Source organism: Streptomyces stelliscabiei (assembly GCF_014873495.1).
Taxonomy (GTDB): domain Bacteria; phylum Actinomycetota; class Actinomycetes; order Streptomycetales; family Streptomycetaceae; genus Streptomyces; species Streptomyces bottropensis.
Genome location: NZ_JADBGF010000001.1, coordinates 3,739,618 through 3,752,044, shown reverse-complemented (window position 1 = coordinate 3,752,044; position 12,427 = coordinate 3,739,618). Strand labels below are relative to the sequence as shown.

The window sequence follows — 12,427 nt, the reverse complement described above, 5'->3', positions numbered from 1 at the left end:
GGCGCTGGTGGCCGATGCTGTTGTCAGGTCGTGCGCCGCAGATCCAGCCGCAGATCAGCGGTCATCGCGGGGTTCGCCATCGACGACGGGGCGTCGACGATGTACACGGCCCCGGTGCGCTCATCACGCACCCGGTCCTGATCCCGGATATCCGTGCCAGCAGCCACACGGGCGACGGCGTAGCGGACGATGCGGGGGGTCGGGTTGTCGCGGGTGGTGACCCGCCGGGACTGCTCGGTCAGCGAGGCAGGGATGCCGGTGAGGACGGGGGCGTCGGTGTCCTGCTCGTCGCCGTACACGTCGGTGGTCGTGCCGCGCAGCACGGTCAGGAGGGTGGTGGCGATGGCCTGCATCAGTGGCCCCCGTTCCCGACCGGCGCCCAGTCCAGCTGGTCGTCAGCCGCGTCCGAGAGGACGTTCCCGACCGGGCCCGCACCCTCGACCGCCGAGCGGATGTGCACGGTCCGCGACCGCATCCACGACACCTTCCGCAAAGCGCGGGCTGCCATGGGTGCGAGGACCAGGCCGTCGCCCGTGAGCGTGGTCGACACCTGGTCCTGCTGGATCTGCGTGGCATCCAGCCGCGTCTCCAGACCGAACTGGCCCGCCGCCCACGCTGCCTGCCGGGCGACGGCCCGGCCCAGCCAGTAGAGATCCCGCGTCCGGATCCGCGCCGTGTCGGCGTAGACCCGGCTGGTGAAGATCTCGATGTCGTCCTGCGCCTGGGCAAGCTGCGCATCGGTCACCGACACCCCTGTGGTGTTCAGGACCTGCTGCGCGGTAGCCCAGGCGTCGACCATGTCAGGCCTCGGCCTTGCTGCTGCTGGTGTCGCCGCCGGCGTCTTCGATGACGTCGCGCGGGGTGGTCGTGTCCTCCGGGGAGTGGTCGATGGAGGACGGCACGGTCTCCACCGAGTAGGTGAGGGTCACGGACGCGCCGTCGGGGTGATCCTCGGCGCCGTCGAAGGTGGCCTCGCCGCGCGGGTGGAGGCCGCGCTGGATCGCCTCGTTGGCGACCGCCGCCCTGTTCGCCTCGTGCTGGTACTCCTCGCCCGTCCAGGTGTCGCCGAGGACGACGAACTCCTTGACGTGGCGCGTGCCCTCGGCGCCGTCCGGGGACCGCTTGTCGACCTCGACTTCCGGCGCGCCGGCCTTCGCGGGGAACTGCTTCTGCTGGAGCTGCTCCTCGCTCTCGGCTGGCTTGTCGGCCGTGGTCTTGCTGCTGGTGGTCTTCCTCGCTGCCATGGCTCACCTCCCTGTGTTCGGTGGTGTGCCGCCCGGAGCCGTCGGGCGGCACACCACAATCGGGGCGGTCAGCCGACGAGGATGGAGGCGCCGTTGGGGTGGCCGTAGGCGAAGCCGCGGCGGGCGCGCATCTTGAGGATCGACTCGTCGGTCAGGGCGGACAGGCCGTCGCGGCCGTCGATGAACACACTCTCGGGGCCGGAGCGGACGCCGAGGAGCAGCAGCTCGGGGTTGACGAACGCCATGATCGGCCGTCCGGTGGGCGCCGAGGTGGCGGTCGCGGACAGGCGTGCGCCGAGGGACCAGCGGACCGGGACACTGAAGATGGTGTCGGGGGTGCCGGACAGGCCTTCCATGAAGATCGGGCGGCTCTGGTCGTCGAGGACGCCTCGCAGGCTCTTGCGGAACGCCGGGTGGGCGATGGCGACCATGTTGCCGGGGTCGAAGTAGTCGCCGCCCTCGACGTCGCCGATGGCGGTGGAGAACTCGCCGTAGGTGGGGGCGCCGGAGCTGGCGGCGGTGGTGATGTTGTCGCCGCCGGTGTAGCTGAGGGTGGCGTCGGTGGTGTTCAGCAGCTGGTACAGCGACGTGAACGGGATGGTGGTGCCGTTCTCGGCGGCGGACACAGCGAGAGACGCGTTGTCGATCATCTTGGCGTAGGACCGGCCCCAGCCGATCATCTTCGCCTCGATGACGTCGGCGACCGAGTCGTCGATGTCCTCTTCCGCGATCCTCGCGGCCTTGCCGAACTTGCGGGCCGTCAGCAGGACTTCGTCGTTGAGACTGACGTCCTCACCGTAGGCGCCGCCCTTCGCGACGACGTCGACACCCATGCCAGCGGTGCGCGGGACGTGCTTGGTGTCGGAGCCCATGGTGATGCGGGCGGCGAGTGCCTCGACGGCGGACATCTGGTTGATGCCCTGAATGACCTTGGATGTCTCCCACTCTTCGGGGATCCATGCCTCAAGGGTGTTGCGCGCCATGATGGCCCTCCTGCGGGCGGCGTGATGGGGATACGAGTTGGGGCTCGGGCCCCATCACGGGCGCCTTCGCAAGCAAGGGCGGCGGCCTACTCCGATCACCGGAGCAATTCACCTGGTGATGAATATACCTGTTGGCGTCAAGCCTTTCCGAGGATCCGGTTCGCATGGATCTCCGCCGTACTCTTCGGCTTCTCCACCGCGGCAGGCCGGGGCGCGCCCGTCGGCCGGGCCTTCGGCTTCCGGGCTGGCGCCGAGAACAGCTCCGGATAGTCCCTGCGCAACTCATCGACCGCAGCGTCCAGACCCGACACCGACCCGTCGTCGTCGATGTCGAGGGCGTCCGTGTCGACCAGCTTCAACAGCCGCTTCAGGCGCGACTCGCCTTTCTCGCGGGCAGCCTGTGACTCCGGTTCCTTCTCATCGGAGAGGAACGCCAGCGCCCCAGCCTCAACGAGCGCGGACCTGGCCGCGGTCTGCACCAGCGGGGCGCGGTACTTCCGCTCACCTTCCTCGCGCGCCTCCCGCAGCGCCTTCTCGTGGTCGGACTCGTCGCCGCGCGCCTTGTCCTCCAGCTCCTTGTTGCGGAGCCGGTGCCGCTTGGCGTCGTCGTTGGCCTTCTTCAGCGCGGCCTGGGTGCGCGCCCATTCCGTCTTGGAAGGCGGCTCGTAGTCGTCGTCGCCGGGCTTCGGGTCGTCCTTCTTGGCGGGCGGCTTGGGCTTCGGCTTGTCGTCCGGCTCCGGCTCAGGGTCGGCCTCCGGCTCGGGCTCCGGGTCGTCATCGGGCTCGACTTCGATGTCGGGCTCGTCGTCGGTCTCGGCGGCGCCGGCGATGACGTGGATCGGCCGGCCGTCGGCGCGGTAGCCGAGGATGGTGCCGGGCGGCACGCTGATGCCGGGCAGCGGGTCGGTGGTGTCGGGGTGGATGCCCATGATGTTCTCCCATCGCGGGGGTGGTTGGCGGCGGCCCGTCGCGGGCGCCGGGGGTTTATGCGGCGGGGGCGAAGCGGCCCTCGCGTACAGCGGTTCGGGCGCGTGCCTCCACGGCGGGCAGCAGGCCGGGCTCGGCGCGCAGGAGTTCCCGGGCCGCGCGGATCCGGGCCGTGCGGGACTCCGATGGGCGGGCCCGGCCGTAGGCGATCGACCGGTGCGCCTCACGGCGCAGGGCGAGCGGGAACGGGATCCCGCTGGTGGTCCACGCGTCGTTCCATGGGACGGCCCGGCATCGGCAGTTCGCGTGCAGCGGCGGCCCTTCGACAGCGGCCACTGTGGTGCGGCGCTGCCGGGGGTCCCAGGACAGACCGCCCGGGAACGGCTCGTCGACGGCCACGACCCGGCCGGTGTAGGCCAGGCAGCGGACGCAAGCATCCGCCTCCGACACCCACAGCCGTTGCGGGGCCGTCGCGCGGGCGACCGCATCCCAGCCCTGCGAGACCGCGGTGTTGATGACCCACGCCACGTGAGCCCGGACTGCGGGCAGTGCGGCGCGGGCGGCGCCGAGGCCGGCCAGCAGATGCGACCAGCGGTTCACCCGATCCGGATGCAGCAAAAACAGGGCGCGGTCGCGGCGCTGCTCCACCAACTCACGGATACGCAGCGCCTCGTCCCGCAGCACCCGGGCGGCGCGCGGCACGGCAGGCGCGGGCAGGCTGTTTCCGGATGCGGCTCGTACGAACGCCGTCCCCTGCTCGACCCCCAGCGCCAACGCCCCGGCGAGGGCGCTCCACAGCGCGGTGGGGCCGCGGCCGGCGACCTCGCCGAGGAGACGTCGGACGGCGGAGCGGGCGGCGGCGATGATCCGGCGGAGTGTCTCGCCCGACAGCGCATCCTGGTCGGAGCTGCCGAATGCCTTCACCCAGGCTGCGAGGGTCCGCCGGATCAGGTCCTCGAACGCGCTGTCGCCGTCACCGATCACGCTGTCGGCGATCTGGTCTTCGATGTCGGTGACTTGGCTCGTGTGCTGGCCTTGGACGAGGCGGGCCAGGCGGTCGCTGCGATACGCCATCAGCCGCCCTCCTCCTGCGCGCCAGCGAGGACTTCGAGATCCGACAGGGCCCCGGCAAGAAGCGCCTTGGCCTGGTCGTCAGAGATGACGCCGAGGGTCGCGGCCGCGCCGAGCTTCTGCGCGGAGTCGGCCAGGCGCGCGAGGATCTCGACGCGGCGCTGAAGCTCGGCGTCGTCGACCTTGGCGAGCCACGCATCTACCTGCTCGGCCCGGTACCCGGCTTCCATCAGGGCCTGCCTGCGCGGGACCCCGGCGTCGATCTTCGCCTTGACGGTCTGCCAGCCCTGCGCGTCGGTGACGGACCGGGCGGGAACCCAGTCGACGGTGACGACCGGATCGGGGATGCCGAGGCGGCGCAGCGCGAACACGAACGCCGCGTGCGTCTCGGCCCCGTAGGCGGTCTGCCGGTCCTCGATCTTGCTGATGAACGGGGAGTCCTCCTCCTGGAAGGAGACACCAGACCGCTGGCTGGAGGACTGGGGGTCGAACATGCGCAGCGGGGTTTCCGTGATCTGCGCCATCGCCTTCACGTTGAAAGTGATCGGGTCAAGGAACACGTCCGGGTCCGCGGCGTCGAACTGGCCGACGGACTTGTAGCCGCGAAGCAGCCACATCTCGCCAGGGCCGGCCTTCAGGCTGCTGTCGTCGCCGGAGTCGCTGGGCCCCGCGCCCGCGTCGTTGGGTGGCCAGTCGTCGTCATCGAAGTCGCCGGGCTCCAGGTCGGAGGTGTCGGTGGTGGCGGTTTCGGTGAGTGCGTAGCGCTGGGGTGCGCCCTGGTAGTCGACCGTGCCCATGTGGGTGGCTTGGAGCTTGGTGATGGCGTTCTGCGGGCCGTAGGCGCCGAAGTGTTCCGGCACCCCGTAAGGGCGGTCGGTGCGGAAGTGGAAGACGGGCTGCTCACCCCAGTCGTGGTCGATCACCCACGACTCGGAGTCGTCGGGGTCGGCCGGCCAGGGCATCCAGTCGTTGGGCCTCTCGCCGGTGGAGCCCTTCGCGGTGGTCCACCGTTCGGTGCGGTCGTCGTAGTACAACTCGGCCCGCAGGTACGGCCCGTCGCACCACCGTTTGATCGTGAACTTTTTCCGCCGCGGGTTCTCCTCGTCGTAGATCACCCGCACGGTCTGCGGCGAGTTGTAGAACATCTCGACGCGGATGACGTTGCCCTTGGTGTCTTCGACGGGCAGCACCATGAGGTAGGCGTCGCCGTATTCTCCGGCCCGGCGGAACAGGTTCTTCATCTCCAGGTTGAGCTGGTTGTCCTGCCAAATCTTGGAGATGAGGGTGTTCGTCGTCTCGTCGGGGCTGGTGATCGAGGCGATCTTCAACCGGTTGGTGACGGCGTTGACGGGCGTCTTGGCGAAGTTCAGGTCGAAGTCGATGTTGTGGACGGCGAGCGCGCGGCGTAGGCGGGCGGAGGTGAAGACCTCGGGGACCTTGCCGTCGTAGTAGGTCTGCGCCTGGTTGTAGCCGGGGCGGGCGTCGTCCAGTTCGGCGATGCCGGACATGAGGTCGGCGCGGGGGTCGACGCTCGGCTCGTCTTCCAATGCGACCTCCTAGACGTGACCTTTGAATCGAAGGATAACGCCCCCATCGAATGCCGGTAGATGCGCAGCGAGTCGATTGCCGCAAACGAATCGCAGGCTAGACGTAGCTGGCTCGCCTCGCGCTCGGCGGCTCCTGCTTCTTCGCCGCCGGAATGAACCGCCGCACGGCGCTGCCCACCGCGTCGACCATGTCGTCGTTCGGGCCCTTCGGGAACGTGCACATCTGCTGCTCCAGCTCCGGCAACTTCCGCGCATGCAGCACCCGACCCCGCTGGTAGTGGTTCAACACGCCCTCGGCCCGCGCGAACTTCGGCTCCGACTGCGACACCGGCTTCACCTTCACCGGCATGTGATGCAGCACCGACAGCCACGTGTCGTGCCCCTGGTTCACCTCCAGCAAGATCAGCCCGATCTGCGGAAACTCGTCCAGGATCGCCAGCACCCGATCCCGCAGCAGCGGCCCCGGCGTCAGCTTCACCGCCCACGCCGCATGCACCGTGCACCGCTGCCGCTGCACCGACCACGACACCACCGCCAGCCCGGTGAAGTCACTGGACTTCTTCGCGGTGACCGCGGGATCGATGCTGAGCATCATGTGCGTCGCAGGGTCCGGGCCGTCCTCGCCCGGGTAGCGGAAGTCCTCCGGCGTCCACAGCGCCCCGTCCGCGGCAAGCGGATCGTTCGCCATGTTCTTCGCGTACGACCTCGTGTGCCGAGTCTCCGCCAGATAGGTCATCGGCCACTTCGCCGGCCACATCGACCGCTCGGTGCCGTCCGGGCGCTGCACGATCGGCAGGCTGTGGTGCGCCCGGATGCCCTCCTCCCGAACCCACTCCTCGGCCTGGACGCCCTTCGCGGCCCGGACCAGCTGGTGGATGATGCTGCCCGGCATGGTGACGGTCCCGCAGATCACGACGCGGGCGTACACGTTCAACGGGAAGATCGCATCGACCAGCGTGGTACGCCGCTTCCGCGCCAGCTCCGCCGAGTACGACGACTCGTCCGGCTCAATGTCGTCGCACAGCAGCAGGTCGGGCCGCTTCTCCTCCACCTTCATGCCGAGGCTGGAGCTGTCGATACCGCGGGCCGCGAACACGAATCCGGACTTGGCGACGTACATGTTCTGCGTGTCGGCGACGTTCGCGCCGGACGGCCGTTTCGCCGGGGAGCACAGGTCCGGGTAGTCGCGGCGCAGGAGCGCGTTGTTGTCGATCTCCCGCTTGAAGGTGGCCAGGTGGGTTTCGGCCTGGGTGGCGGACGCGGCGAACGCGGCAGCGAACCGGACGTGACCGTGGGCGGCAGCCCACATCGGCAGGAGCAGGAACCACCAGGTGCTCTTGCCGGTGTTCCGGGGCGCGATGTACGCGTCCCGCTCGGCGGCCGGCTCTGACGGGGGACGAACCCAGCGTCGGCCGGCGCGGCACCAGTCGAGATGAGCGTCCCCGAAGGAGATGCGGCCTGCGGTGTCCTTCAGGTGGTGGCGGAGATAGGTGAGAGCGAACAGCAGCGGGTCGAGGCGGGTGAGAGTGCGGCGCCCTTCGGGGTCGGCGAGGAGATCAGGGTTGAACTGGGCGAGGTACGCGTGGAGGTTGAACGTCTCGGCGTCCAGCCCGTCGAGGTAGCCGGCGGTTGCGACGGCCGCGGTCACGGTCAGGCCTCGCCGCCGGCGCCTTCGCGGAGTTCCTCCTCCTGCGCGGCAACGTGGGCCTTGGCTTCGCGGAGCATCTCCTGAAGTTCGAGGTCCTGCTGGGTGACTTCGGTGACGGTGGCGTCGACCTTGACGGGCATGTCGAGTCCGAAGAGTCGGCGCAGGCTCTCGTTGTTTTTGAGGCGCGCGTCTTCGATCTTCGCGAGGCGGTCGATGGCGGCGAGGACCGGGCCGTCGTCGAGGAGGGGTTCACCGTCGTCGAGCGTGATGATGCGGCCGTTGTTGACGGTGATGTGATGCCGTTCCAGCACCTTGTGGGCGGCGGCTTCCATGCGGTCGAGGCGGGCGTGAGCCGCTTCGAGGCGTTCGACGACGATGGCACGCCAGGCGTCGACTTTGGGGTCGACGCGGCGGGCTGCTTCGTCGCGGACGAGGTCGCGGGCGGTGCCGGCGGGGACGCGTTTGCCGCCGGTGGGGCCGTTGGGGTCTTGGGTGGCTTCTTCGATGGCGCGGAAGGAGAGGCCCCGGAGTTTGAGGTCGAAGACGAGTTCGGCGAGTTCGGCGCGTTCGGCGCGGTTGTTTTTGCGGTAGGGGGCTGGTCCTCCTGGTCCTCCGGCCATCCTTCACGCTCCTCGTCGTCCGTTGATTCGTCGGAACATGTCCGCTCTTACCTTCGAATCGTAGGGCATGGTGCGCAAAGCGGCCCCGACTGTCGAGTCGAGGCCGCAGACGTCACGAGAGATGGCGGCTACCCCTTGGCGGCGGCAGGCTTCCTGTGCGGCCAGTCGAGGAGGGCGACGTGGACGACCCCGGTGATCAGGTACGCCCACGTCGTGTAGCGGATGACCTCCCGCCAGAAGGTGCCCCACTGATGGACGTCGACTTCGGCGACCGCGCCCGCGATCGTGATGCCGCTCAGCGCCGTGTACACGGCGAGGGTGCGCCAGCCGACGACGTGCCGGCGCCAGGCGACGATGAATGGGACGAACGTCAACGCGGTGGCACTGACGGCTGGTACGGCGGCCCAGGCCCAGCGTTGCCAGGGGCGGGGGTACATGGGGCGTCTGGCGGATGACGGCACGGCAGCTCCCTGGTGTGTGCGGGTGCTCAGCGTGCCGTGCCCGGGGCGGCGCGCGTGGCCCCGTGACCGAATGGAGACTTAGGCGCCCTGTTGCTTGTCGCGCTGTTTGAGCAGGTGAAGCATCTTCCGCCGGGTGTCCAGGACGAGGAGCAGGACGGCGACAGAAACGATCAGACTCACGACGGCAAGGATCATGTTCGCGGGCTCCGCGTCTCTGCCGCTCGCTCTGTGGCCTGGTAGCGCCAGTAGCTGGCGAGCGCCTGACGGTCGCGGCGGCTGTTCGTGTGGCCTGTTGCCAGGTAGCGGATGACCCGCCAGGTCTCCGAGGCGATGTGCGCGATGAGTTTCATGCGGCTGTTCCGTTCAGGAGGTTGGGCTGGACGTCAAAGTTGAGGGTCACCGGGACCGGGCCGTCGGCGAACCCTTCGGCGTCGAGGACTTCGGCCCGGATACGGAGGTACAGGTCGTAGCGGGTTTCGCCGGGGTCGGGGGTGCAGGTCCCGGAGCGGGAGCCGACCTGGTCGAGGGTGAGGAGCCAGTGGTGGGTGCCCTGCTGGTGGAGGGGGGCGATTCTGTCGGGCATGGGCCCCTCCTTGCGTTCAGGTGCTGGCGTGAATGCGTGGGTGCCAGCGCACGGTCAGGATCACCGACTCGGCCTCGGCTTGCCAAGCATGCGGGGTGCCGGGGCCGAAGTACGTAAAGTCGCCCTGCTGCTGAAGCGTGACGGTGTCGGGGTCCTGGCCGGGGAAGTCGAGGCGGAAGCGGCCGGAGATGAGGATGGTGATGCTGGCCGTGTCGGCGGCTTCGGAGAGTTCGTGTCGGTGGTCGCCTGCGGGGTGGCGGCTCCATTTCAGTTCGAGGTCTTCGGTTTTGAGGGGGCCGTGGGTGTCGTCGAGGAATCCGCCGACGAACCAGCCTCGGGTGGGGGTGAAGTTTTCGGCGTTGCCGATGTGGATGGTCACGGGGGACCTCGCGGGGTGCGGGTTGGATGGTCGGGGTTGAGGGCCCGCCGAAATCCCAGACGGGCCCTCTGGCGTGCGGCAGGTCAGGCGTTGGCGCGGAGGATCTGGTAGCGCAGCTCAGCCTCGGGCGTGCGGTCGTTGAGCCAGCCTTCGCCGTGCTGCGAGCAGTACCGGCTGCCGTCGTCCTGCTCGGAGCCGATCCAGCAGTTCCCGTGCTCGTCGACGCGGGGGCAGCACCCGCACGTGGCCTCGCAGCACTCGTCGTCCGGGTCGTCGGCGGTGGGGGCCGTGCAGTCGGCGCAGCGGTCGCCGGTGCAGTAGGGCACGCTGCGTGCCTCGTTCTCGGCGAGGGCTTCGGCGTGCAGGCAGTCCATCAGCCGCTCGGGCAGCTCGGTCATGCGGTTGCTCCTGTCGTGTCGGGTGGTCAGGTGGCGGGCCGGTAGGGGCCCCAGTCTCCGCGCATCATCGGGTTGTGCGGGCGGTCTTCCAGTTCGACGGGCAGGTCGGACCAGACGAGGTGGGTGATGCCGAGGTCGACGGGACTCCGATCGGGCGGCGATGGTCAGGTGTTGGTGCGGCGGTCGATTTCGTCGCTGATCCGGTCGGCGAGGTCGGCGTGGAACTCGATCACCTGGGTGCTGCCGGCGTAGTGGTCGGTGGTGAGGAGGAGGCAGGCTTCGCGTTCGTCGTGGAGGCCGTTGGTGGTCAGGGTGGCGAGGTTCTCGGTGCGGGTCACGGTGGGCCTCCTCAGGCGGTGATCGGGGCGGCGAGGTCGTTGGTGAACTCGGCGATCGTGTCGGCGGCCTCCTTCTCGCTGTCGGCGATCCAGTGGCAGGCGGGGTCGGTGCGGGGCTTGTCGCTGTCGTAGGGGTTGAGGTTGAGGATCCAGCCCTCGATGAGGGTGCGGCCGTCGGGGAGCGGGGTGGCGGTGACGAAGCCGCCGGGGCAGGGCGTGAACGCGGGGACGGGCATGACGGGCTCCTGGCGTAGCGGGTGGTCGGGCTGGTCCATCTCGTGCCCGGTCTCCAACTGGTGGGTGTCGAGGGCGGAGCGTTCGGTGAACGTCTCACCGCAGGTTCCGCAGAAGTCGGGCACGCTGGTCTGGGTCGTCTGCTGCGCCGTGGAGTTGGTCTCAGGCCGCCTCCGCGTACGTGTCGGCGAGGAGGTGCTGGGTGCCCTTGTAGCTGAAGAGGCCGGTGTACAGGGCGTCGTCGACGACCCCGTAGGCGTAGACGTGGATCCACTTGCCGGTCGTCCGGTGCTGCGTCCAGACGCGGACGGTGTCGCCGCCGTGCTGCGCCCGGTACGCCTTGGCGACGTGCCGGCCGAACCAGGCCTTCTGGCCGTCCTTCAGGTCGCCGCCGCCGACCCGGTCGAGGAAGTCGCCGGTGCGGATGAGGCGGCCGGCTTCGACGTGGGCGGCGATGATGCCGGAGAGGGTGCGGTAGCCGAGGGCGCGGCTGGTGTGGATGGCGGTGCGGAGGGTGTTGCGGCGGGTGCGGGTGGCGGCGGTCATCGTGATCCCCCTTGGTGCGGTGCGATGACTCCATCATGCCACCCCTGTTGGCCTATGGCAACACAGTTGGCATGTATGGGTTGCGTTGGCCACTAGAACGCACATAGGCCATGTGACACCATGGCCCCATGGACATGAAGGACCTCGAAGACGTAGCCCACCGCTACAAGAAGGCCACCGACGCGCTCGACCTTGTCCGCACCGAGATGCAGGGGACCGCCGTCGCGCTCCTCCAGCAGGATGGTGTGAAGCAGGCCGACGTCGCACGCGTCACCGGATGGAGCCGCGAGCACCTGCGACGCCTGAAGGAGAAGGCAGAGATGGAGGCGCTGCGCCGGAGGGTCGAGGAGCTGAGCACCGCCAAGGAGCCGAGCCCCGCCGCCGCTGCGCCTCGGCAGCGGGTCACCGAGACGCTTCCCGACGACCCGGCCCCCGAGCCGTCCGAGCACGTAGGCGTCTCCCCGGAGGTCGCCGCCCTGTCGTACGACGAGGCGCAGGACCTGTTCAGGGATGCCGAGACCCGGAATATCCAGTGGGCGTTCAAGATGCGGCGGACGTTGGGCACCGTTCCGCCGGGGCGGCGACCCTATCTAGGGGTTCAGGCTGGCGTGGACGAGGGCCTCATCACCCTCCCGGAGCGCCCGGTGAGCGGCGAGGAGACGAACGGATGAGCGAGAAGCCCGCCCCCATCACGCCCGAGGAGCAGATCGACAACCTCAAGCAGCGCGTGCAGCAGCTGGAGGACACCGTCCACTACCTGTCCAACACGCTCGCCATCCACGGGATCCTCAACGAGGCCGAGGCGTCCGTGGCAAAGAAGATGCGGCGCGAGGGACAGGAGATCCTCGCGGGCGAGCAGCAGCGCCTCCGCTGGAGCTTCCGGATCCGTGAAGCGAACAAGGAGCGCTACCTCAGCGCGGGCCCGGTGCGCCCGGACGAGGAGCCCACCCCATGAGCGACACGGCCACCCTCTACCCGCAGCCCCGCGAAGGCATCACCGGCACCGAGCGCACCGAGGACGACCTCCTCGCCCTCGCCGACAAGGCCATCGCCCGCCGACTCCTCATGATCGGCACCGTGAAGGCTCTCCACACCGCCACACTCGTCGGCAACCCCGCACCCGTAGTCGCCGACATGTACGCCCGCATGCGCGACCCGCAGCCTGGCGACCTCGTCATGGAAGTGACCGGGTTCTACCGGCGCGACACGGACGCGAAGATCAAAGGCTTCGGCATCCTGATCGCCCACCGCGAGGAATGGGCGTCCACCGATGAGGAGTGGGCGGCCACGCTCGCGGAGGAACCCGACCTGATCCGCGACGACGAGCGGTTCCACGATCACGCCTGGTACGTCCAGTACGGGCCTGCCGCCGAGGACGTGTGCCGGTGGACGAACTGCGAGTTCATCGCGGTCCCGACATAGCCCACCGCATGACGAAGGCCCCGCCC

20 protein-coding genes are annotated in these 12,427 nt (G+C 69.3%); 3 read left to right on the top strand and 17 right to left on the bottom strand.

Annotated features, from left to right (window positions below):
• Nucleotides 1-23 precede the first annotated feature (23 nt).
• From H4687_RS16505 to H4687_RS16425, 17 genes are all read right to left on the bottom strand, one after another.
• A complete protein-coding gene (locus H4687_RS16505; protein ID WP_046916584.1) occupies nt 24-353 on the bottom strand; it encodes a hypothetical protein in 330 nt (109 codons plus the stop codon).
• The gene (locus tag H4687_RS16500; RefSeq protein WP_159026191.1) at nt 353-745 is read right to left on the bottom strand and encodes a hypothetical protein; all 393 of its coding nucleotides are present in this window, start codon (nt 743-745) and stop codon (nt 353-355) included. The genes H4687_RS16505 and H4687_RS16500 overlap by 1 nt, the downstream gene beginning before the upstream one ends.
• 55 nt (nt 746-800) lie before the next feature.
• Nucleotides 801-1,244, bottom strand: coding sequence for a hypothetical protein (locus H4687_RS16495; RefSeq protein WP_046916586.1), 444 nt, complete (start codon nt 1,242-1,244; stop codon nt 801-803).
• Between the two features lie 68 nt (nt 1,245-1,312).
• Complete coding sequence (locus H4687_RS16490; protein ID WP_046916587.1) at nt 1,313-2,227, bottom strand: phage major capsid protein; 915 nt, start codon at nt 2,225-2,227, stop codon at nt 1,313-1,315.
• Between the two features lie 137 nt (nt 2,228-2,364).
• Nucleotides 2,365-3,156: a hypothetical protein gene (locus H4687_RS16485; RefSeq protein ID WP_046916588.1), complete on the bottom strand. Its 792-nt coding sequence runs from the start codon at nt 3,154-3,156 to the stop codon at nt 2,365-2,367.
• A 55-nt stretch (nt 3,157-3,211) separates the two neighbouring features.
• On the bottom strand, nt 3,212-4,228 hold the full coding sequence (locus H4687_RS16480) for a hypothetical protein (protein WP_050398226.1): 1,017 nt from the start codon (nt 4,226-4,228) through the stop codon (nt 3,212-3,214).
• Nucleotides 4,228-5,772 carry a phage portal protein gene (locus H4687_RS16475; RefSeq protein WP_046916589.1) on the bottom strand — a complete coding sequence of 515 codons (1,545 nt, stop codon included), beginning with the start codon at nt 5,770-5,772 and terminating at the stop codon, nt 4,228-4,230. The genes H4687_RS16480 and H4687_RS16475 overlap by 1 nt, the downstream gene beginning before the upstream one ends.
• 97 nt (nt 5,773-5,869) lie before the next feature.
• Complete coding sequence (locus H4687_RS16470) at nt 5,870-7,420, bottom strand: hypothetical protein (RefSeq protein WP_046916590.1); 1,551 nt, start codon at nt 7,418-7,420, stop codon at nt 5,870-5,872.
• A gap of 2 nt (nt 7,421-7,422) precedes the next feature.
• Complete coding sequence (locus H4687_RS16465; RefSeq protein WP_046916591.1) at nt 7,423-8,040, bottom strand: hypothetical protein; 618 nt, start codon at nt 8,038-8,040, stop codon at nt 7,423-7,425.
• A 128-nt stretch (nt 8,041-8,168) separates the two neighbouring features.
• Nucleotides 8,169-8,501, bottom strand: a complete 333-nt coding sequence (locus tag H4687_RS16460; protein ID WP_159026192.1) for a hypothetical protein — start codon at nt 8,499-8,501, stop codon at nt 8,169-8,171.
• 191 nt (nt 8,502-8,692) lie between these two features.
• Nucleotides 8,693-8,851, bottom strand: a complete 159-nt coding sequence (locus H4687_RS16455; RefSeq protein WP_159026193.1) for a hypothetical protein — start codon at nt 8,849-8,851, stop codon at nt 8,693-8,695.
• Nucleotides 8,848-9,084, bottom strand: a complete 237-nt coding sequence (locus H4687_RS16450; RefSeq protein WP_046916593.1) for a hypothetical protein — start codon at nt 9,082-9,084, stop codon at nt 8,848-8,850. Before H4687_RS16450 ends, H4687_RS16455 begins: the two co-directional genes overlap by 4 nt.
• 16 nt (nt 9,085-9,100) lie before the next feature.
• Nucleotides 9,101-9,463 carry a cupin domain-containing protein gene (locus H4687_RS16445; protein WP_046916594.1) on the bottom strand — a complete coding sequence of 121 codons (363 nt, stop codon included), beginning with the start codon at nt 9,461-9,463 and terminating at the stop codon, nt 9,101-9,103.
• An 83-nt stretch (nt 9,464-9,546) separates the two neighbouring features.
• Nucleotides 9,547-9,861 (bottom strand): hypothetical protein, encoded by a 315-nt coding sequence (locus H4687_RS16440; protein ID WP_046916595.1) that lies wholly within the window; start codon nt 9,859-9,861, stop codon nt 9,547-9,549.
• 164 nt (nt 9,862-10,025) lie between these two features.
• The gene (locus H4687_RS16435) at nt 10,026-10,199 is read right to left on the bottom strand and encodes a hypothetical protein (RefSeq protein WP_159026194.1); all 174 of its coding nucleotides are present in this window, start codon (nt 10,197-10,199) and stop codon (nt 10,026-10,028) included.
• 11 nt (nt 10,200-10,210) lie between these two features.
• On the bottom strand, nt 10,211-10,558 hold the full coding sequence (locus tag H4687_RS16430) for a hypothetical protein (protein WP_046916596.1): 348 nt from the start codon (nt 10,556-10,558) through the stop codon (nt 10,211-10,213).
• A gap of 37 nt (nt 10,559-10,595) precedes the next feature.
• Nucleotides 10,596-10,979: a hypothetical protein gene (locus H4687_RS16425; protein WP_046916597.1), complete on the bottom strand. Its 384-nt coding sequence runs from the start codon at nt 10,977-10,979 to the stop codon at nt 10,596-10,598.
• A gap of 128 nt (nt 10,980-11,107) precedes the next feature.
• Here H4687_RS16425 and H4687_RS16420 point away from each other — a divergent pair, with 128 nt between their 5' ends.
• The 3 genes from H4687_RS16420 to H4687_RS16410 are packed head-to-tail and all read left to right on the top strand — an operon-like array spanning nt 11,108 to nt 12,401.
• Entirely contained in the window at nt 11,108-11,650 is a 543-nt protein-coding gene (locus H4687_RS16420) for a hypothetical protein (protein WP_050398228.1), read from the top strand.
• Nucleotides 11,647-11,934: a hypothetical protein gene (locus tag H4687_RS16415; RefSeq protein ID WP_046916598.1), complete on the top strand. Its 288-nt coding sequence runs from the start codon at nt 11,647-11,649 to the stop codon at nt 11,932-11,934. Before H4687_RS16420 ends, H4687_RS16415 begins: the two co-directional genes overlap by 4 nt.
• The gene (locus H4687_RS16410; protein ID WP_046916599.1) at nt 11,931-12,401 is read left to right on the top strand and encodes a hypothetical protein; all 471 of its coding nucleotides are present in this window, start codon (nt 11,931-11,933) and stop codon (nt 12,399-12,401) included. Before H4687_RS16415 ends, H4687_RS16410 begins: the two co-directional genes overlap by 4 nt.
• Nucleotides 12,402-12,427 lie beyond the last annotated feature (26 nt).

Bases quoted from the DNA above. Each gene is read 5' to 3' on its own strand.
- H4687_RS16495 (WP_046916586.1), bottom strand. From the start codon at position 1,244: ATGGCAGCGAGGAAGACCACCAGCAGCAAGACCACGGCCGACAAGCCA.
- H4687_RS16440 (WP_046916595.1), bottom strand. From the start codon at position 9,861: ATGACCGAGCTGCCCGAGCGGCTGATGGACTGCCTGCACGCCGAAGCC.
- H4687_RS16465 (WP_046916591.1), bottom strand. From the start codon at position 8,040: ATGGCCGGAGGACCAGGAGGACCAGCCCCCTACCGCAAAAACAACCGC.
- H4687_RS16485 (WP_046916588.1), bottom strand. From the start codon at position 3,156: ATGGGCATCCACCCCGACACCACCGACCCGCTGCCCGGCATCAGCGTG.
- H4687_RS16425 (WP_046916597.1), bottom strand. From the start codon at position 10,979: ATGACCGCCGCCACCCGCACCCGCCGCAACACCCTCCGCACCGCCATC.
- H4687_RS16415 (WP_046916598.1), top strand. From the start codon at position 11,647: ATGAGCGAGAAGCCCGCCCCCATCACGCCCGAGGAGCAGATCGACAAC.
- H4687_RS16420 (WP_050398228.1), top strand. From the start codon at position 11,108: ATGGACATGAAGGACCTCGAAGACGTAGCCCACCGCTACAAGAAGGCC.
- H4687_RS16455 (WP_159026193.1), bottom strand. From the start codon at position 8,851: ATGAAACTCATCGCGCACATCGCCTCGGAGACCTGGCGGGTCATCCGC.
- H4687_RS16505 (WP_046916584.1), bottom strand. From the start codon at position 353: ATGCAGGCCATCGCCACCACCCTCCTGACCGTGCTGCGCGGCACGACC.
- H4687_RS16490 (WP_046916587.1), bottom strand. From the start codon at position 2,227: ATGGCGCGCAACACCCTTGAGGCATGGATCCCCGAAGAGTGGGAGACA.
- H4687_RS16450 (WP_046916593.1), bottom strand. From the start codon at position 9,084: ATGCCCGACAGAATCGCCCCCCTCCACCAGCAGGGCACCCACCACTGG.
- H4687_RS16480 (WP_050398226.1), bottom strand. From the start codon at position 4,228: ATGGCGTATCGCAGCGACCGCCTGGCCCGCCTCGTCCAAGGCCAGCAC.
- H4687_RS16410 (WP_046916599.1), top strand. From the start codon at position 11,931: ATGAGCGACACGGCCACCCTCTACCCGCAGCCCCGCGAAGGCATCACC.